Here is a 19,187-nt window from a genome sequence, read left to right on the forward strand (position 1 = left end):
CCGCGGGTTGACCGGCGGCGGCCCCGGCGCTGGCCGGCATTCAAGCAGCGGTTATGATGCCCGGGCGAGCGCCTTCGCACGGGGAGGGGACATGGACGGTTTCGTCGCGCTGTACATCTTCATGCTGGCGGCCTTCACGGGCTACGAGATCATCGGCCGGGTGCCGGTGATCCTGCACACGCCGCTGATGTCGGGTTCGAATTTCGTGCACGGCATCGTGCTGGTGGGCGCGATGGTGGTGCTGGGCCACGCCGACACCACCGCCGGGAAGATCATCGGGTTCCTGGCGGTGCTGATGGGCGCCGGCAACGCCGCGGGTGGCTACGTGGTCACCGAGCGCATGCTCGAGATGTTCAAGTCCAGCAAGAAGGGAGACGGCGCATGAGCTGGCTGCCGCTGCTGGTGAAGGCCAGTTATTTCGCCGCCGCCCTGCTGTTCATCCTGGGCATCAAGCGCATGTCGTCGCCGGTGACGGCGCGCAGCGGCATCCGCTGGGCCGGCGTGGGCATGCTGATCGCGACCCTGGCGACCTTCGCGACCCCGGGCCTGCACAACATGCCGCTGATCCTGGCGGCGGTGGTGCTGGGCACGGCGGTGGCCTGGTGGTCGGGCAAGCGCGTGGCGATGACCGACATGCCGCAGATGGTGGCGCTGTACAACGGCCTGGGCGGTGGTTCGGCGGCGGCGATCGGCGCGGTCGAGCTGCTGCGTTATTCGGACCTGGGCGTGGCGCCGTCGCAGACGGTGCTGGTGCTGGCGGTGGCCGGCGCCCTGATCGGCTCGATTGCGCTCACCGGTTCGGTGATCGCCTGGGCCAAGCTCGACGGCCGGCTGGACAAGCGCTTCACCTTCCCGGGCCAGCAGGCCTTCAACGCGCTGGTGTTCCTGGCGGCAGTGGGCCTGGGCGTGTTCACGGTGCTGGGCCTGCAGCAACCGGTGATCATCGGCTTCTTCGTGGCGGCGCTGGCGGTCGGCATCCTGATGACGCTGCCGATCGGTGGCGCCGACATGCCGGTGGTGATTTCGCTCTACAACGCGCTCACCGGCCTGGCCGTGGCCTTCGAGGGTTACGTGCTGCAAAACGAGGCCTTGATCATCGCCGGCATGGTGGTGGGCGCGGCAGGCACGATGCTGACCCAGCTGATGGCGAAGGCGATGAACCGTTCGATCGCGAGCGTGCTCTTCGGCAGCTTTGGCGCGACGGGCGAGGCGAAGGAAATCGCCGGCGCGCAAAAGCCCATCGAAGCGGGCGACGTGGCGGCGATGATGGCCTACGCCGAGCGCGTGGTGATCGTGCCGGGTTACGGCATGGCGGTGGCGCAGGCCCAGCACAAGGTCTGGGAGCTGACCCAGGCGCTGATCAAGCGCGGGGTGAAGGTGAAGTTCGCGATCCACCCGGTGGCGGGCCGCATGCCCGGGCACATGAACGTGCTGCTGGCCGAGGCGGGCGTGCCTTACGACCTGATCGCCGACATGGACGACATCAACCCGGAATTCCCGACGACGGATGTGTCGCTGGTGATCGGCGCGAACGACGTGGTGAACCCGGTGGCGAAGACGGACCCCTCGTCGCCGATCTACGGGATGCCGATCCTGGACGTGTCGCTGTCGAAGAACACGATCGTGATCAAGCGCGGCAAGGGCACGGGTTTCGCCGGCATCGAGAACGCGCTCTTCTACGCCGACAACACCCGCATGCTCTACGGCGACGGCGCCGCCGCGGTGGCCGGGCTCATCGCCGAACTCAAGTCCGTCGACGGCGGCCACTGATCCGCCCTCCCACGCGGGAGGGCGGGAGTAGCGGGGTCAGACGGAGAAAGCGGCCGCGTAGTTGGTCGAGTAGACGACCTTTTGCAGGGCTTCGGAGATCTTCAGGTTGCCCGCGATGATCTGGCCCGAGTCGATCAGCTTGTCGCCGCGGCCGTGGAAATCGCAGACCCGGCCGCCGGCTTCGCGCACCAGCAGCAGGCCGGCCGCAATGTCCCAGGGCTTCACGCCCGCCTCGAAATAGGCGTCGGCGCGACCGCAGGCCACGTAGGCCAGGTCCAGCGCCGCCGAGCCCGTGCGCCGGATGTCCTCGGCTTCGGACAGCATCGTCCGGATCGTGTCCAGCTGCGGCGCCAGGCGCTGGCGCTCGCGCGGCGGGAAGCCGGTCACCAGCATGGCGCCCTTGAGGTCCTTGCGTTCGGCGACGCGGATCTTCTTGTCGTTGAGCAGGGCGCCCGCGCCCTTCGACGCCGTGAACAGCTCGTTGCGCATCGGGTCGAAGACCACGCCGTGCACCGGCTCGCCGTTCTCGACCTGGGCGATGGACACGCAAAAGTGCGGCCAGCCGCGCAGGTAGTTGGAGGTGCCATCCAGCGGGTCGATGACGAACGTCGAGCGGCCCTTGCCCATCGCGCCGGACTCCTCGCCCAGCATGGCCGCGTCGGGGAACGCCCGCCGCAGCTCGCGTATGATCACGGCCTCGGCTTCGGCGTCGACCTCGCTCGCGTAGTCGAGCTTCGACTTCTCGAAGACGTTGAGGGCGTCGAGCTTGCCCATGTGGCGCAAGATCAGGTTACCGGCCGATCGGGCGGCCTTGACCATGACGTTGACGACAGGTTTCTGCATATTCCCGTCCGAAAAACCGCTGGATTGTGTGAAGAACAAGGGGCCGGTCCGTGCCGGCGCCGCGCAAGGATAACAGGTTGGCCAACGAAAATATCCGCATCGTCCTCGTCGGCACGCAGCATCCGGGCAACATTGGATCCGCTGCCCGGGCCATGAAGACCATGGGCTTGTCGGCCCTGCACCTGGTCTCGCCCGAGCGCTTCCCCGACCCCGAGGCGGTCACCCTGGCCGCCGGTGCCGGTGACCTGCTGGACGCCGCGCAGGTGCATACGGACCTGGTCCAGGCGCTGGCCGGCTGCCGTTTCGTGGTCGGCACCAGTGCCCGCCGCCGGACCGTGCCGCTGCCCGAGCTGAGCCCCCGGGACGCCGCCCGGCAGCTCGCCCAGGCCGCCGCCGACGGTCCCGTGGCCCTGCTGTTCGGGCGCGAGCGCACCGGCCTGGAAAACGACGAACTCCAGCGCTGCCACGCTTCGGTCTGCATTCCGACCGACCCCGGCTTTGCCTCGCTCAACCTGGCCGCGGCCGTGCAGGTGCTGTCCTACGAGCTGCGCCTGGCCGCGCTGGAGGCCTCGGGCGGGCAGTTGCCCGTGGCCCGGCCCATGCCCGCCCCGGATACCGAGCCCCCGGCCACCGCCGACGAGCTCGAGCGCCTGTTCGGGCACCTGGCCGAGGCCCTGGACGACATCGATTTCCACAAGGGGCGGCCGCCGGACATGGTGATGGCCCGGCTTCGGCGCCTCTACCTGCGGGCCGGGCTGGACAGTCGCGAGGTGAAGATCCTGCGCGGCATCCTTTCCGAGGCCCAGCGCATGGCCCGGCTGGCCGGCTACGGACAAGCCTAGCGTCGCCGCGCCCGGGCGAATACAGTAGGACAGCCCGAACACGAGTGCGACGAGAACCTAGTGACGCCCCGCAACCCCAGTGTTATCCCCGGTGGTCTGGTGCGGCTGGCCGTGCTTCTCCTGTTGGCGTTGTCCGGGCTGGCCCAGGCCAACGACGGGGTGCTGGTGCTGGGGCGCATCAGCGACGACCCGCGTCGCCACTACGAACAGCTCAAACCCCTGCTCGATTACGTCGTGCCGCGGATGAAGGACGTCGGCATCACCGAAGGCCGGGTCCTGATGGCGCGCGACCCGCAGCAGATGATGAGCTACCTGCGTCGCGGCAAGGTCGATTGGGTCACCGAAACTCCTGGCACGGCCCTGCTGTTGGCCGATCGCGCCAGCGCCCGGCCGCTGCTGCTGACCGAGCGCAGCGGCTCGCGCGAGTACCGCAGCGTCATCTTCACCCACCGCGACAGCGGCATCACCGACCTGTCCCAGCTGCGCGGGCACACCATCGCCTTCCAGTCGCCGTCGTCCACCAGCGCCTACCTGGTGCCGGCGATGGTGCTGCTCGACCGCGACCTGCCGATGGCCCTGATGGTCTCGCCGCTCGACGAAGCCGATCCGGATTCCGTCGGCTACGTCTTCGCCAATACCGACGCCAACCTGGGCGCCTGGGTGCACAAGCGCCTGGTCGATGCGGGTGGATTCAGCGACCAGGACTGGGAATCGCTGCAACGGGTCTCCGAAGCCTTCCGGCGCGACCTCGTGATCATCCACACCACCGGTCCGGTGCCGCGCGCGATGGAGCTGGTCAGCGAAGACATGGACCCGAAGGTCGCGGCCCGGCTCAGGGAAGTGCTGCTGGGCGCCGCCGAAGACCCGCAGGCGCGCGACGCGCTGCGTCAGTTCTTCCGCACCACCGGATTTTACGAGGCCGATGCCGAAACCCGGCGCTCGCTCGATGAATTGCGGCGCGGCGCCCGCGTCGTGCGCGAGGCCCTCGAGTGAAGCTGCCGTTCCGGCTCGGGCTGCGCGGGGAGCTGATGTGGATGCTGGCCGCGGTGATGCTGGTGGTCGCCGGCCTGTTCGGCGCGCTGTGGCTGCACACCAAGCGCAGCAATGTCGATGCCCGCGAGCTCAGCGCCGATGCGGTCCGCGAGCTGGCGCGCGAAGGCCTGCTCATGCGCGGCCGCACGCTGTCGAGCCAGTTGGCCGACGCCGCCACCAATCCGCTCTACTACCTGGACCTGGCCAAGCTCGGTGAGCTCGCGCGCGCCACGCTGCGGCAGCCGGACGTGGTCTACGTCATCATCCACGACGCCGAGGGCCAGGTGCTGCACGATGGCTCGGGCGACATCCCGGCCTTCGGCCAGCCGATGTCCGATCCGATGGCCTTCCAGGCGCTGCAGGCCGAAGGGCCGCATGGCCAATGGAACGACAAGCTGCTCGACGTCGCCAGCCCGATCCGGATCGGCGGCGAGCGTATCGGCGGCGTGCGCGTTGGCCTGTCGCGCGACAACGCCAGCCGCCGCGAAGTGGAGGTGCTGGGTCCGCTGGAACAAAGCCTGGGCGAGGCCAACCGCGAACACCTGGCCTGGATCGTGGCCCTCCTGGCCGCCCAGTTCGGCATCGCCCTGATGGCGATGTGGCTGCTGCAGCGGCGCATCGTGCAGCCGATCAGCCAGCTGGCCGACGCCGCCGGACGGATCGAACAGGGCCGCTATGACGACGTCGACCTGCGGTCCGAGCGACAGGACGAACTGGGCGACCTCGTGCGCGGCTTCGGTCGCATGGCCGAAGCCGTGGCGCGGCACGACCGCGACATCCGGCGCATGGCATATACCGACTCCCTGACCGGTTTGTCGAACCGGCTCGCGTTCCGCGAAGCCCTCGACGACCGCCTGATGACCCTGCAGGCCAGCAGCGGCGAACTGGCCCTGCTGTTTGTCGACCTGGACGACTTCAAGCGGGTCAACGACACCCTGGGCCATGAAGCCGGCGATGACGTGCTGGGCGAGCTGTCGGTGCGGATCCGGATGACGGTCGAGCGCCTGGGCGGGCAGGGCGCTGAAATCGCCCGCTTCGGCGGCGACGAATTCATCGTGCTGTTCCTGGCCGACGACATCCGCGCCAGTTCCGGCCGCCTGGCCGAGGAGCTGATCGAGGAAGTGCAGCGGCCACTGGTGCTGCAGGGTCGCCAGGTCTTCCTGGGCGCGTCGGTGGGCATCACCCTGTTCCCCTTCGACGCCTCCAGCGCCGGCCAGCTGCTCAAGAATGCCGACATCGCCATGTACCAGGCCAAGGTCGCCGGCAAGGGCTGTTACCGCTTTTATTCCAAGGCCATGGACCAGGCGGTCGAACGCCGGGTGCAGCTGGAGGAAGAGCTGCGCGGCGCCTGGGAGCGCGGCGAGCTGAGCCTGCACTACCAGCCGATCTACCGCCTGGCCGACGGCCGGGCGATGGGCGCCGAGGCGCTGTGCCGCTGGGAGCACCCGCGCCTGGGCGTGGTGCCGCCCTCGGTGTTCATCGAAGTGGCCGAACAAAGCGGGTTGATCGAAGCGCTGGGCCGGCACGTGCTGGTGCAGGCCTGCCAGGACGCCGCCACCTGGCAGCAGCCCGGACAGGAGCCGCCCTTCGTGTCCGTGAACATCTCGCCGCGGCAGCTGCGCACCGGCGACCTGCCCGACGTGGTCGCAAGCGCCCTGCAATCGACCGGGGTCGCCCCGGCGCAGCTGCACCTGGAGCTGACCGAAACCGCGGTGCTGGGCGACGAGGTCCAGGCCAGCGCGCTGCTGTCACGCCTGCGGGCGACGGGCGTCAAGGTCTGGCTGGACGACTTCGGCACCGGATTCTCGGGATTGAGCCACCTGCGCCGGGTGCCGGTGGACGGCGTCAAGATCGACCGCAGTTTCGTTGCCGACGTGCTGCGCGATCCCGACGACCTGGCGCTGACCTCGGCCATCATCGCCATGGCGCATTCGCTGGGCATCACCGTGGTGGCCGAAGGCATCGAGACCGAAGGGCAGTACGCGGTGCTGCGCGAACGCGGCTGCGACCAGGGCCAGGGTTTCTGGATGGGCCGGCCAATGCCGGCCAACGACATGCGCCGGGCTTTCCGCGACGCTTCAGGCGAATAGGCCCTGCACCCAGGTCCAGGCGTTGGCCGCCGCTTCGGCGAGTTGCTTGGAAAAAAACGCCAGCACGACGACTTCCGCCAGGCCCAGCAGCCAGGCCACCATCAGCAGCCGTCCGTCGCGTTCGATCATCGCGATCGCGTAAGCCAGCAGCAGCAGCCCGAAGATGTAGTTGGTGGCCGGGATCGGAAGCGCCAGCAGGAAGCCAAGCACCACCAGCATCAGGCCGGTGAAGATGCGGGCCAGGGGATGGTCGATGGCCCACTCGCTGCGCGGGCGGCTGAATTTTTCCAGCCAGCGCAGTACGCGCGAACTGCGGTCACGGAAACGCACCAGGCGTTCGGGCGGCAGCGGTCGCCGGGAAAGGAAGCCGGGAACCCAGGGATGTTCCATCAGCCACAGCAGCTGCAGGCCAGCCAATGACACCAGCGGACCACTGACGGCGCCGGCACCCGCCGGCAGCGGGATGAAGGCCGGCAGGATGACGATGAGCAGGTAGATGCCGAAGGCGCGGGCCCGGAACTCGTCGAGCACCCCGCCCAGGGTCATTGGCGACGCGCCCGCCCGCCCTTCCGCGAGGGCGTCGAGCAGGGCGCGGGTGCTGATTTCGGCGGGGGTCATGGCACGGCAGTGTGGGCTTGGGCGCCTTTATCCGTGCTAAATCCCGTCCTCGCGCTCGGGTTCGGGCAGGCGCGAGACCAGCAGCTTGTCGATGCGGGCGCCGTCGAGATCGACCACTTCGAAGCGCCAGCCGGCCCAGTCGAAGTGTTCGCCCGAGTGTGGGATGCGGCCGAAACTGGCGATCACCATGCCGGCCGCCGTGTGGTAGTCGCCGTCGTCCTCGTCGGGCAGCCGGGCCAGGGACAACAGTTCGCGCAGCTCCTCGGTCGAGAGGCGGCCGTCGACCAGGTAGGAACCGTCGTCGCGGGTCACCACCAGGGCTTCCTCGGGCGTGGACTCGGTGTCCTGCACGCGGCCGAGCACCGCGGCCAGCAGGTCGTTGGCCGAGACCATGCCCTGCACGTCGCCGTATTCGTCCACGACCAGGGCCAGGGTTTGCTGCTCTTCGCGGAAGATCTCCAGCAATTTCATGGCCTGGGTGGATTCGGAGACGAACAGCGCCGGCCGCAGCTCGCGGAACAGTTCGGCATTGCTGCCCAGGCGGCCGATCAGGCCGGTCAGGCTTTTGATCTCCAGGATGCCCAGGACCTCGGTGTCGCCGCCGCGGTAGACGGGGTAACGCGAGTAGGGTGTTTCCTGCATCACCGCCAAGTTGTCCTCGAAGCTGGCCGAGGCGTCGAGCCAGACGATGCGGGTGCGCGGCGTCATCAGGCCGGCGCTGCTGCGGTCGCCCAGCCTCAGGACGCGGTTGATCATGTTGCGTTCGCCGACGTCGATGACGCCCTGCTCGTGGCTTTCGGCCACCAGCATGCGGATCTCTTCTTCCGTCACCTGCTCGGCCTGGCCGCGGTCCAGGCGAAGCACGCGCAGCAGCACCCGGGTGCTGGTCGAAAGCAGCCAGACGAAGGGCGTGGCGATCAGCGAAATCCACCGCATCGGCACCGCCACGAAGGACGCGATGCGCTCGGGCGCCAGCAGCGCGATGCGCTTGGGCATCAGCTCGCCGACGACGATGCTGAAGTAGGTGATCAGGGTGACCGCCACGCCGGTGCCGATGCCCTGGGCCAGTTCGGGGTCCAGGCCGAGCGGGGCGATGGCCTCGACCACGCGGTTGCCGATGCTCTCGCCGCCGTACAGGCCCAGCAGGATGCCGATGAGCGTGATGCCCACCTGCACCGTGGACAGGAAGCGCTCCGGATGCTCGGCGAGGTCCAGCGCGGCTTTCGCGCGCTTGCTTTCCTCGGCCTGCTGCTTGAGCCGGGCTTTCCGGGACGTCACCACCGACATCTCCGATAGCGCGAAGAAGCCGTTGCAGAGGATCAGGAACAGGACGAGGGCGAGTTCGAAGGTCATGGGCCGCCGGACGGGTCCGGCAAGGGGCTCCTGCAGGGAAGTTGGCTGGGTTCGAGCCGGCACTATGCCACAGGCGCCCCGCCGGACCCCGGGACGCGGGGCTGGGGCGGCCTGTCAGGCGGCGGTAACATGCACGCCGAACGAGGCCCGGGGCGATCCCGGCCAGGCCAAGGATCCCCGATGTTTTCCCTCCAGACCATCTTCGGCAAGGGCGACAAGTTCTATGGGCTGCTCGAGTCCAGTGCCGCCGCCGCCCGCGAAAGCGTCCGCGCCCTGGGCGAGCTGCTGTCGACGCCACCGGCCGAGCGCTCGCTCGACCGCTTCAAGCTGGCACGCCAGCGCGAGAAGGACCTGCACGCCCAGATCAGCCAGGAGCTGGTGAACACCTTCGTCACCGCGCTCGAGCGCGAGGACATCGAGGACCTGTCCAACGCCCTGTACAAGATCCCCAAGGTGGTCGAGAAGTTCGCCGAGCGTTACGCCCTGGCCTCCGAGCGGGTGGGCGACGTGGACTTCATCCCGCGTGCGGCGATGCTCGAGCGTGCCTGCACCGTGCTCGAGGAGATGGTCGGCCAGCTGCGCAAGGGCATGGCGCTGGAAACCACCAAGAGGATGAACGACAAGCTGCAGGCCATCGAATCCGAAGCCGACCGGCTGATCCTGGAGATGTACCGGGACACCTACACCAACGAAACCGACCCGATGCGCTACCTGATCCTCAAGGACCTGTACGAAATCCTGGAAAAGGCCATCGATCGCTGCCGCGACGCCGGCAACGTGATCTACCACATCGTGCTCAAGAACGCCTGATCCATGACCACCGCCCTGGTCCTGGTGCTGGTCGTGGTGTTGGTCGCGCTCGTTTTCGAGTACATCAACGGATTCCACGACACCGCCAACTCGATCGCCACCGTGGTCGCCACCAAGGTGCTGACGCCGCTGCAGGCGGTATCCCTGGCGGCGGTGATGAACCTGATCGGCGCCCTGTCCGGCACCGCGGTGGCCAAGACCATTTCATCGGGCCTGATCGACGCCGACGTGGTGCTGGTCAGCTCGCAGCTGGTCATCTGCGCCCTGTCCGGCGGCATCGTCTGGAACCTGGCGACCTGGTGGTTCGGGCTGCCGTCCTCGTCCAGCCACGCCCTGATCGGCGGCCTGATCGGCGCGGCGCTGGCCGCGGCGGGCAACAACCTGGACGTGCTGGTGTGGTCGCAACCGGCGCTGGACTGGACCAAGAGCGAGGGCATTTACTGGAAGGTGATCCTGCCGATGATCAGTTCGCCGCTGGCCGGATTCATCCTGGGCCTGGTGATGATGGGCGCGCTGTTTGCCGTCATCAGCGCCATGAACGGTTCCGGCGGCTGGCTGGCGCGCATTTCCCGGCCCAAGTGGGTCAATGCACTGTTCGGAAAGGCGCAGATCCTCTCGGCCGCCTACATGGGATTCGCCCACGGCACCAATGACGCGCAAAAGACCATGGGCATCATCGCCCTGGCGCTGATCGGTGCCGAGGCCGCGGGCACCCTGGACGCCTTGCCGCCGATGCTGGCGTTCCTGCACCCGGGCGACTCGGCGGGCGGCATCGACACCTGGATCATCGTCACCTGCGCCATCGTGATGGCCATCGGCACCGCCGCGGGCGGCTGGCGCATCATCAAGACCCTCGGCCACAAGGTGGTCAAGCTGCACCCGATCCACGGATTCGCGGCGGAAACCAGCTCGGCGACGGTGCTGTCGATGGCCGCGCATTTCGGCATGCCGGTATCGACCACCCACAGCATCTCGACCGCGATCATGGGCGTGGGCGTGGCAAAGAATCCACGCGCGCTCAGGTGGGGCGTCATCGAGAAGATCCTCTGGGCCTGGATCCTCACCATCCCCGCCTCGGGCGGTCTCGCCTACGCCCTGTTCAAGGGTGTCCAGGCCCTGGGCTGGGCCTGACCCACGCGCTTACAGCAAGTCGCCGCCGGCGGAGAGCATGCGTTCCATCTGGTCGCCGAGGCCGCCGATTTCCAGGACCAGCCGGTCGATCTCCGCCGCCGTCAGCGTGTCGTAGGGGCGGTTTTCGCACAGCTGCAGGTAGGGCACGCCGTCGAGCTCGCCCACGGCCAGGTAGCCGACCGGGCTTTGCCAGTTGAAACCCAGCATGCGCTTGGCGTCGACGCCGGTCATCGGCGCGATGACGGTGCTCACGCGCAGGTAGGGGCGCTCGGTCTCGTCCATCATTTCGGACAGGAAGATGCTCTGGTGGCGCTTGCCCTGGTCCAGCGACAGCTGCACGCAGGCCAGGTAGGGCTCGCTGGCGGTCAGCTTGTACTTGCCCTGGAGGTGGCCGCGGATCTGTTCGAAGTTCTGCATGGTTGCGCACTGCTGCTGGCTTGGGGGAGGGGTATCCTAGCGCCCATGCCACGAAAGCCCAAGGAAAGCCCCGCCCAGGAACTGCGCCGCAGGGTGCTCGAGGCCGTGCGCGCCGTGCCGCCGGGCCAGGTCGCCGGCTATGGGGAAATCTCCCGGCGCGCCGGCTATCCCGGGCGGGCCCGGCTGGTGGCGCGCATCCTGTCCGCCGGTGACGAGCCCGGGCTGCCCTGGCACCGGGTGCTGCGCTCGGATGGGCGGATCGCCTTCCCGCCGGGCTCGGCCGGTTTCGACGAACAGGTGCAGCGCTTGCGCGCCGAAGGCGTGCGGGTCGAATCCGGACGCGTGCGCGGGCAGCGGGCGGCGCCCACGCTCGACCAGATCCTGTGGGCGCCGCCCGACTAGGGCCTCCGGCGATGCGCCGGCTGCCGTTATGATGGGCCGGTCTTGAAACGGGATCCCGCATGTACCTGCCGCCAGTCACCAAGGCCCTGCTGATCGCGCTCGCCGCCGCCTACCTGGCGCAGATGCTGGCGCCGGATGTCGCCTATCTCTATTTCGCGCTTTGGCCCCTGGGTGAGTATTCCACCCAGTTCGTCGGGTCCGACGGCTTGCCGGTCACGGTGGGCTTCCTGCCCTGGCAGATCCTCAGCTACGGCCTGCTGCACGGCAGCCTGGGGCACCTGTTCTTCAACGCACTGGCGATCTACATGTTCGGCGGTTCGCTGGAGCAAACCTGGGGCTCGCGGCGCTACCTGACGTTTTTCATCGTCTGCGTGGCGGGTGCCGGCCTGATCCAGCTGATCGTCGTGACCAGCGGCGTCACCGGCCAGGGCATCTACCCGACGGTGGGGGCCTCGGGCGGCATCTTCGGCCTGTTGATGGCCTACGGCATGCTGTTCCCGAACCGGCAGATCATGCTGCTGATCCCGCCGATCCCGATGAAGGCGCGCACGTTCGTCATCGTCTTCGGCGCCATCGAGCTGCTGATGGGCGTGTTCAACACCGCCTCGGGCATCGCCCACTTCGCCCACCTGGGCGGCATGCTGTTCGGCTGGCTGATGATCCGCTACTGGCGCGGGCAACCGCCGTTCAAGCCCCGCGGGCCGCGCCGGATCCACTGAATCGAAACCTCAGGTAGGAGCGCCTTCAGGCGCGAATCTTTTGACTTTGCCGCTGGCAAAGAAGGGCTTCGCGCCTGAAGGCGCTCCTACAGGTGTCTGGCGGAAAGGTCAGCGGCGTAGCTGGAGGAAGTCGGTGCTCGCGACCAGGCGCAGGCTGTCCAGGCGCGGGCGCGCCGTGGGCAGTGCGGCCAGCACGGCCTCGCGTTCGGCTTCCAGCGCGGCGATTTCCGCCGGCCGTACGGCCGGGTTGACGTGGGCGAGGGCGCGCAGGCGCTGGATTTCCGCCGACAAGGTGGCGTCGGCACGGGCTACGGCCTCGTCGATCAGGGCCTGCGCCGCGGCCTTGGCTTCGTCGCGGGTGCGTTCGAGCATCGGCGGCACCAGGGCCGCCAGCACCTTGCGCTGCGGGCCCAGGTCGAACACGCGGTCGCCGGCACGGTGGCGGGCGCGTTCGCCGGGCGCGAAGTTCGGGCGACGCTGCAGGCGGGTGTCCACGGCCACGGACAGCGGCGTCGGCGGCAGCCAGCGCTCGATGTCCAGGCGGGCGTCGGCGACGCACTCGATCACGTTCACGGCTTCAAGCACGACCGTGCGCGGCGGCAGTGAGTCGTCGACCAGGAAGGCGGCATTGCCGCTCTCGCCCGAAATCAGCAGGTCGGTCGCGGTCAGCATCAGCGGGTGGTCGGGGCGCAGGTAGAGCAGGTCGTCGCGCGACAGCGCGGTGGCGCGGTCGCTGGTGCACATGCGCGGCCCCTGGCGCAGTTCCTCGAAGCCATCCACGGACAGGTGCTCGGGGTCGAGCAGCCAGATGTTCTGGGCCAGGGCTTCGTTGTGCACGCCGAAACTTTCCAGCAGCCGCAGCGGGAAGTCGTCCATGGCCGCGTGCTGGTCGTCGGCGGCCAGGGCCTGGCGCAGCGCGTCGCGCTCGCCCAGGCCACGGCTGCCGAGTTCGAGCAGCCGGTCGCGGCCTTCGGCGATCAGCCGTGCCAACTCGGCGTGGCGCTGCCGGCTGCGTTCGAGCAGCTCATCGAGCGCCGGTTCGCGGGCATCGGCATCGAGCGAAGCCAGTTGCAGCAGTTCGGCGCCGAAACCGCGCAGCATCTCCCGGCCGTCGGCCAGCACCTGGCGGAAGGCGTCCAGGCCTTCGTGCAGCCAGCGCTGGAGCACTTCCTGGGCGCTGTCGGCCACGGCGGCGGCGTGCAGGTGCACGTCGCCCTGCTGGCCGATCCGGTCCAGGCGTCCGATGCGCTGTTCAAGCATGTCCGGATGCAGGGGCAGGTCCCAGAACAGCAGGTGCTGGGCGAACTGGAAGTTGCGGCCTTCGGCGCCGATCTCGCTGGACACCAGCAGGCGCGCGCCTTCCTCGTCGGCGAAGTAGGCGGCGTTTCGGTCGCGCTGGAGCAGGTTCATGTCTTCGTGGAAACGCGCCACCTTCATGCCGGTGCGCAGGCGCAGCGCTTCCTCGATGGCCTGAACCTTGGCCCGCGAACGGCACAGCAACAGCACCTTGGCCGGTGCGACCGCGTCGAGCGTATCGAGCAGCCAGTCCATGCGCGGGTCGCGGGTGAAATCGTGTGACGGTTCGTCGTCGGTCTCGCCGACGTCGTGTGCGAATTCGGCGCGCAGCACGCCCAGCAGGGTGGGGTCCTCGTCGGCGTGCAGGACCTTCAGGTGCGGAATGCGCTTGGGGAATCCCCCCACGGCGGCACGTCGGTTGCGCACCATCACCCGGCCGGTGCCGTGGCGGTCGACCAGGTCGGCCAGGAGGGCATCGCGCGCGGCGGCATCGCCGGCCGCGATGCGGCCCAGGCGCTGGGCCAGGTGGTCCTGGTCGTCCGGGAACAGCCGCGCCAGGGCCTGCATGTCGTCGGTGGTGAGCGCCTGGTCGTCGAGCAGGCGACCGGCCAGCGCCGACAGGTCGTGGTAACCGCGGGTCTCGGCCTTGAAGGCCTCCAGGTCGGTGTATCGGGCCGGGTCGAGCAGCCGCAGGCGGGCGAAGTGGCCACCCAGCCCGAGCTGTTCGGGCGTGGCGGTGAGCAGGAGCAGGCCGGGCGTGCGCGCCGACAGGGATTCGACCAGCGCATAACCCGGGCTGGTGAACTCCGGGGTCCAGACCAGGTGGTGGGCCTCGTCGACCAGCAGCAGGTCCCAACCGGCGGCCAGGGCCTGGCGGGCGCGCTTTTCGTGGCTGGCCAGCCAGTCCACCGAGGCGATGACGCACTGCTCGTCTTCGAAGGGATTGGCCTTGGGCTCGGTCATCTCCAGCGATTCGCAGCGCTCTTCGTCGTAGATGGCGAAGGCCAGGTTGAAGCGGCGCAGCAGCTCGACGAACCACTGGTTGACCAGGCTTTCCGGCACCAGCACCAGCACGCGGCTGGCGCGGCCCGAGGCCAGCATCTGGGCGGTCACCAGGCAGGCTTCGATGGTCTTGCCCAGGCCGACTTCATCGGCCAGCAACAGGCGTGGCGGCCGGCGCGCAGCCGCGGCCTCGGCGACCTGCAGCTGGTGCGGCACCAGGTCGATGCGCGCGCCCAGCACGCCCCAGCCCGGGTGCGCGCGCGCCTCGGCGCGACGCCGCAGGCACTCGACGCGGAATTCGAACTGGTCGTTGCGGTCGACCCGGCCGGACAACAGCCGCGAATCGGCCTGCGACACCGGCTGCTCCGCGTCGAGCTCGCCCTCGGCGTGCCAGTGGCCATCGCACAGGTAGTGCACGTGGCCCTCGCGGTCCTCGACCTTCTCGACGGTCTTGTCGTTGCCCTCGACCCGCACGCGCTCGCCGGGACGGAACACCGCACGCAGCAGCGGCGCCGAGCCCAGGGCATACATGCGCACGACGCCGGTGCCGGTGAAGACGATTTGCACCTGGCGTCCGGCCAGGCGCAGCACCGTGCCCAGGCCCAGTTCGGGTTCGGCGCTGGAAAACCAGCGTTGGCCGGGGGAAAACAGCATGCGCGACTCCATTCGGGGAGCGCGATTCTACAGGGCGCGGCGGGCTGCCCCAAAGTTCCGGCTCCCTGCGCCTGAACGGAGACGGCCCGGGCAAGCCCGGGCCGTCCTGGTGCCGCTATGGTCGGGTGCTTACCAGATCGAGACCCGGTCCGCTTCCGGACGCACCATCGGGTCGCCGGCTTCGCAGCTGAACGCGGCCGCGAAGGCGGGCAGGTTCGAGGGCGCGCCGATGGCCCGGAAGCGGGCCGGGGCGTGCGGATCGGTCTGCAGGCGGACCCGCAGTTCTTCGTCCTTAAAGTTGCGGCGCCAGACGGTGGCCCAGTTCATGAAGAAGCGCTGGTCCTGGGTGTAGCCGTCGATCTCGCCGACCCTCTTGTTCTCCAGCTCGCGCTGCAGGGCGTCGTAGGCCACGGCCAGGCCGCCCAGGTCGGCGATGTTCTCGCCCAGGGTCAGCTTGCCGTTGACGTGCAGGTCGTCGATCGAGGTGTAGGCGTCGAACTGCGCGACCAGCTGGTCGGTGCGCGACTGGAAGCCTTCCTTGTCCTTGTCGCTCCACCAGTTCTCGAAATTGCCTTCGGCGTCGAAGCGGCTGCCCTGGTCGTCGTAGCCGTGGATCATCTCGTGGCCGATGACCGCGCCGATGCCGCCGTAGTTGAGCGCCGGGTCGGCTTCGAGGTCGAAGAACGGCGGCTGCAGGATCGCGGCCGGGAACACGATCTCGTTGGCCAGCGGGTTGTAGTAGGCGTTGACCGTCTGCGGGCTCATGCCCCATTCGGTGCGGTCCACCGGCTGGCCGATCTTGGCCAGGTTGAAGCGGTAGTTGAAGGCGTTGGCGGCCATCAGGTTGGCGACGTAGCCATCGCGGCTGGTCGCCAGCGCGCTCCAGTCACGCCACTTGTCCGGGTAGCCGACCTTCGGGGTGAAGGCGGCCCACTTCTCGAGCGCCTTTTCCTTGGTTTCCGCGCCCATCCACGCCAGGCCCTCGATGCGGGTCTTGAGCGCGGCGGACAGGTTGCCGACCAGGTCCTGCATGCGCGCCTTGGCTTCCGGCGGGAAGGCGACCTCGACGTACTCCTGGCCCAGGGCTTCGCCCATCTGGCCGTTGATGGTGTTGAGCACGCGCTTCCAGCGCGGCTGCATTTCCTGCTGGCCGCGCAGGGTCTTGCCGTAGAAGTTGAAGTTTTCCTCGGCAAAGGCGCTCGACAGGAACGGCGCGGCGTTGTCGATCGCGTGGTAGCGCAGGTAGGCCTGCCAGGTGGCCACCGGGACCTCGCCGAGCATGGTGCTGACCTCGGCATGGAACTCCGGCTGAGCCAGCGAGAACATCTCCGGGGCCGGCACGCCCTGGGAATCGAAGAAACGCGTCCAGCTGAAGTTCGGGCTGACCGCGTCGGCCTGTTCCAGGTTGACCGGGTTGTAGTACTTGGAAACGTCGCGCGAGAGCTCCTCGCTCGACAGCGACTTGCCGGCCAGGCGGGTTTCGAACGCCATCACGTCCTTGGCCTGGCTCGCGGCGGCCTCCGGTTCGGCGCCGGCGAGCTCGAGTACCTTGGCGATGTGCGCGACGTAGGCTTCGCGGATGCCGGCATGCTTGTCGTCGAAGTAGTAGGACTTGTCCGGCAGGCCCAGGCCACCCTGGGTGGCGTAGGCGATGTTCATGGTCGAGTTCTTGAAGTCGGCTTCGGGACCGAAGCCGAACACGAAGGCCTGGCCCTTGGCATAACTGTCGCGCAGCCACTGCGCCACGGCGTCGCCGGAGTCGAGCGCGGCGATGCCGTCGAGCGTGGACTGCATCGGCGCCAGGCCGGCGGCCTCGATCGCGGCTTCGTCCATGCCGGTGGCCCAGATGTCACCGATGAGCTTGGCGGTGCCGTCGGCGGCATCGCGGGCGGCGAGGTTTTCCACCAACGCGTGCTGGATCTCGAGCGAGCGCTCGGCCAGGGCCTCGAAGCTGCCCCAGGTGGTGCGGTCGGCCGGGACGGGGTTGGCGGCCAGCCACTTCCCGTTGACGAACTGGTCGAGGTCGGTGCAGGCCGGCACGCTGGTGTCGAGGTCGGCGGCCTGCAGGGTGATCATCGGGGTCTTGACGCCCGACAGGTCGATCGCCGGCGCCGGGGTCCCGGCGGCGGTCGGGGCCTGGGACGGGTCGGTGGAGTCGGACTTCTGGCAGGCGGCCAGGGCGACGGTGACGGCGAGCGCCAGGGTCAGGGGCTTGGCATAACGAAGGTTCACGGCATTCTCCGGGCGCCGGCATGGCGCCGCAGCGCCCGATTCTCCGCCCCCCGGCCGGGCAGGGGCATAGGTCGAAGGTCATGGGCCGGGTCGCCAAAAAAAAGGGGCGCGACCTGCGTCGCGCCCCTTCCCGTCGCTTTTCTGCCCTGGGATCAGTAGTGACCGATACCGAAGCGGAAGAGCATGCTGGCGCTGTTGTTGCGCTCCAGCGGGTCGGCGTTGGTGCTGCCGGCGGTGCCCGTGGCCTGGACCTGGACCGAGCGCGCCGAGGTGGCGGTGAACCGGATCAGGTCGTTCTGGCGGTTCGGGTAGTTGCCAGCGAACTGGCAGCGCATGATCCGCGTGGTGCGGGTCGGCGCCTGCTCGGCGCAGCTCCAACCTGCCGGGGCGTCATAGGAGAGGCCTTCGATTTGGTTGGTGATCTGCATTTCCAGGAAGGTGCCGGCGGCGTCGCCTGGACCGCGGTTGCGGACGGAGAAACCAAAGGTGACCTCGCGGGCGTAGGTGATCGAGGCCGGACGGCTGGCATACACGGCCAGGTCGGCCGGCTCGGGCACGAAGCTCGCCGCCTGGACCAGCGCGTGGGCATCGAGCAGGCCCGGGCCGCAGCCCTGCGGGCAGGCGATCGGCATGGCGTAGGCGGTGGCGGCCAGCTGGCTGGTCACCTCGGCCGGCGTCCACAGCGGCAGGCCAAGGGCCAGGCGGCGGCTCTGGGCCAGGGCGATGGCGCCCGAGACGTGCGGGGCCGCCATCGAGGTGCCGCTCATGTAGGCATAGGCCTGGCTACCCGGGACCGTGGTGCCGTTGTTCCAGGTCGACGCGACGGACGAGCCCGGCGCGGTGATCTCGATGCTGGGGCCGAAGTTGGAGAAGCCCGAACGCGCACCCGTCGAGGTGCTGGAGGCGACGGTCACGACGTTGGCGCAGTTGGCCGGGGTGGCGTTGCTGGCATCGAGGTTGTTGTTGCCGGCCGAAACGACCACGGTGGTGCCGCGCGACACCGCACCATTGACCGCGTCCTGGATGACGCCGAAGCAGGGCGCGAGGCCGCCGAGCGACATGTTGATGACGTCGGCGACGTCAGCGGTCGCGAGGGAGGGGACGCCCGGCACGGTACCGCCGGAAGCCCAGGTGATCGCGTCGATGATGTCGATGAAGCTGCCGCCGCCGGTGCCCAGCACGCGCACCGGCATGACCCGGGCGTTGAACGCGGTGCCGGCCAGGCCGCTGCTGTTGTTGGTGACCGCGGCGATGGTGCCGGCGACGTGGGTGCCGTGCCAGCTCGAGGACTCGCCCGGCTCCCAGTCGCCCGGGTCGCTCGGATCGGCGTCGCGGCCATCGCCGTCGTTGGAAATGGACGGCTCGGAGATGAAGTCATAACCGGCCACGATGTTCGCATTCAGGTCGGTATGCGAGGTGATGCCGGTGTCGAGTACGGCAACGCGGATGCCGCTGCCATCGGCCAGGTCCCAGGCCGCTTCGGCGCGGATGCCGGTGCTGACGTTGAAGAAGGCGTACTGGGCCCAGTACAGCGGGTCGTTCGGGACGAAGTGGGCCTCGAGCATGAAGTCGACCTGGACCGACTCGACGCCCGGCAGCGCGGCGATTTCATTGAGCACGGCTTCGGCCGAGGCGCGGTCGAGCTTTTGGCTCACGCCCAGGACTTCGGCACCCAGGGACATCGGCCGCAGGTGGCTGGCCACGGGGGGCAGCTCGACCTTGCGGCCGCTCGCCTTGGCGAGGTTCTGGCCCTGCAGGGCGCGGTTGGCGGCAAGTACGACGGCGTCCATCGGCGAGCCGCCGGACTTGGCCGCGACCTGGTCGTCGCTGAACTTCACGATGAAGCGTTCGAACTGCTGGCCTGAATCAAGGCCGGCGGTGATGACTTCGCCGGCGTTGGCGGCGGTGCCGGCGAAAGCCATGGCCGTGGCCAAAGCGAGGGCGCGCAGGCGGTGCTTGCGGGAGGTGTGAATCAC

General features: G+C 68.8%; 16 protein-coding genes. 9 read left to right on the top strand and 7 right to left on the bottom strand.

Going from position 1 to position 19,187, the window contains the following annotated elements:
- Nucleotides 1-91 precede the first annotated feature (91 nt).
- Together N788_RS07390 and N788_RS07395 are read left to right on the top strand one after the other, a co-directional pair.
- The gene (locus N788_RS07390) at nt 92-385 is read left to right on the top strand and encodes an NAD(P) transhydrogenase subunit alpha part 2 (protein WP_034223010.1); all 294 of its coding nucleotides are present in this window, start codon (nt 92-94) and stop codon (nt 383-385) included.
- A complete protein-coding gene (locus tag N788_RS07395) occupies nt 382-1,770 on the top strand; it encodes an NAD(P)(+) transhydrogenase (Re/Si-specific) subunit beta (RefSeq protein WP_034223012.1) in 1,389 nt (462 codons plus the stop codon). The genes N788_RS07390 and N788_RS07395 overlap by 4 nt, the downstream gene beginning before the upstream one ends.
- 36 nt (nt 1,771-1,806) lie before the next feature.
- Here N788_RS07395 and N788_RS07400 read toward each other — a convergent pair whose 3' ends face one another.
- Complete coding sequence (locus N788_RS07400; protein WP_034223015.1) at nt 1,807-2,613, bottom strand: inositol monophosphatase family protein; 807 nt, start codon at nt 2,611-2,613, stop codon at nt 1,807-1,809.
- 77 nt (nt 2,614-2,690) lie between these two features.
- Here N788_RS07400 and N788_RS07405 point away from each other — a divergent pair, with 77 nt between their 5' ends.
- Genes N788_RS07405 through N788_RS07415 form a run of 3 tightly spaced genes read left to right on the top strand, consistent with a single transcriptional unit; the run spans nt 2,691 to nt 6,577 of the window.
- Nucleotides 2,691-3,455 (top strand): RNA methyltransferase, encoded by a 765-nt coding sequence (locus tag N788_RS07405; protein ID WP_034223018.1) that lies wholly within the window; start codon nt 2,691-2,693, stop codon nt 3,453-3,455.
- A 60-nt stretch (nt 3,456-3,515) separates the two neighbouring features.
- Entirely contained in the window at nt 3,516-4,448 is a 933-nt protein-coding gene (locus N788_RS07410) for a phosphate/phosphite/phosphonate ABC transporter substrate-binding protein (RefSeq protein ID WP_211250694.1), read from the top strand.
- A 35-nt stretch (nt 4,449-4,483) separates the two neighbouring features.
- A complete protein-coding gene (locus tag N788_RS07415) occupies nt 4,484-6,577 on the top strand; it encodes a putative bifunctional diguanylate cyclase/phosphodiesterase (RefSeq protein WP_051924474.1) in 2,094 nt (697 codons plus the stop codon).
- On the opposite strand, the gene N788_RS07420 is transcribed toward N788_RS07415, so the two are convergent.
- Both N788_RS07420 and N788_RS07425 read right to left on the bottom strand, forming a co-directional pair.
- Nucleotides 6,566-7,195 carry an exopolysaccharide biosynthesis protein gene (locus N788_RS07420; protein WP_051924475.1) on the bottom strand — a complete coding sequence of 210 codons (630 nt, stop codon included), beginning with the start codon at nt 7,193-7,195 and terminating at the stop codon, nt 6,566-6,568. The two genes, N788_RS07415 and N788_RS07420, sit on opposite strands and share 12 nt — an antisense overlap.
- 36 nt (nt 7,196-7,231) lie before the next feature.
- Nucleotides 7,232-8,548: a hemolysin family protein gene (locus N788_RS07425; RefSeq protein WP_034223021.1), complete on the bottom strand. Its 1,317-nt coding sequence runs from the start codon at nt 8,546-8,548 to the stop codon at nt 7,232-7,234.
- Nucleotides 8,549-8,728: 180 nt separating this feature from the next.
- Here N788_RS07425 and N788_RS07430 point away from each other — a divergent pair, with 180 nt between their 5' ends.
- Nucleotides 8,729-9,358 carry a DUF47 domain-containing protein gene (locus tag N788_RS07430; protein ID WP_034223023.1) on the top strand — a complete coding sequence of 210 codons (630 nt, stop codon included), beginning with the start codon at nt 8,729-8,731 and terminating at the stop codon, nt 9,356-9,358.
- Nucleotides 9,359-9,361: 3 nt separating this feature from the next.
- Complete coding sequence (locus tag N788_RS07435) at nt 9,362-10,489, top strand: inorganic phosphate transporter (protein ID WP_034223026.1); 1,128 nt, start codon at nt 9,362-9,364, stop codon at nt 10,487-10,489.
- A 9-nt stretch (nt 10,490-10,498) separates the two neighbouring features.
- Here the strand turns inward: N788_RS07435 and N788_RS07440 are convergent, their stop codons facing one another.
- Nucleotides 10,499-10,906, bottom strand: coding sequence for a hypothetical protein (locus N788_RS07440; protein WP_034223029.1), 408 nt, complete (start codon nt 10,904-10,906; stop codon nt 10,499-10,501).
- Between the two features lie 45 nt (nt 10,907-10,951).
- Here N788_RS07440 and N788_RS07445 point away from each other — a divergent pair, with 45 nt between their 5' ends.
- Both N788_RS07445 and N788_RS07450 read left to right on the top strand, forming a co-directional pair.
- The gene (locus N788_RS07445; protein ID WP_051924476.1) at nt 10,952-11,308 is read left to right on the top strand and encodes an MGMT family protein; all 357 of its coding nucleotides are present in this window, start codon (nt 10,952-10,954) and stop codon (nt 11,306-11,308) included.
- Nucleotides 11,309-11,367: 59 nt separating this feature from the next.
- On the top strand, nt 11,368-12,027 hold the full coding sequence (locus tag N788_RS07450) for a rhomboid family intramembrane serine protease (RefSeq protein ID WP_034223032.1): 660 nt from the start codon (nt 11,368-11,370) through the stop codon (nt 12,025-12,027).
- 108 nt (nt 12,028-12,135) lie between these two features.
- On the opposite strand, the gene rapA is transcribed toward N788_RS07450, so the two are convergent.
- The 3 genes from rapA to N788_RS07465 form a co-directional block, all read right to left on the bottom strand.
- Complete coding sequence (rapA, locus tag N788_RS07455) at nt 12,136-14,979, bottom strand: RNA polymerase-associated protein RapA (protein ID WP_338022631.1); 2,844 nt, start codon at nt 14,977-14,979, stop codon at nt 12,136-12,138.
- A 129-nt stretch (nt 14,980-15,108) separates the two neighbouring features.
- Nucleotides 15,109-17,211: a M13 family metallopeptidase gene (locus N788_RS07460; RefSeq protein WP_034223035.1), complete on the bottom strand. Its 2,103-nt coding sequence runs from the start codon at nt 17,209-17,211 to the stop codon at nt 15,109-15,111.
- A gap of 152 nt (nt 17,212-17,363) precedes the next feature.
- Complete coding sequence (locus N788_RS07465) at nt 17,364-19,187, bottom strand: S8 family peptidase (RefSeq protein ID WP_152560419.1); 1,824 nt, start codon at nt 19,185-19,187, stop codon at nt 17,364-17,366.

Source organism: Arenimonas donghaensis DSM 18148 = HO3-R19, from assembly GCF_000743535.1.
Classification (GTDB): Bacteria; Pseudomonadota; Gammaproteobacteria; order Xanthomonadales; family Xanthomonadaceae; genus Arenimonas; species Arenimonas donghaensis.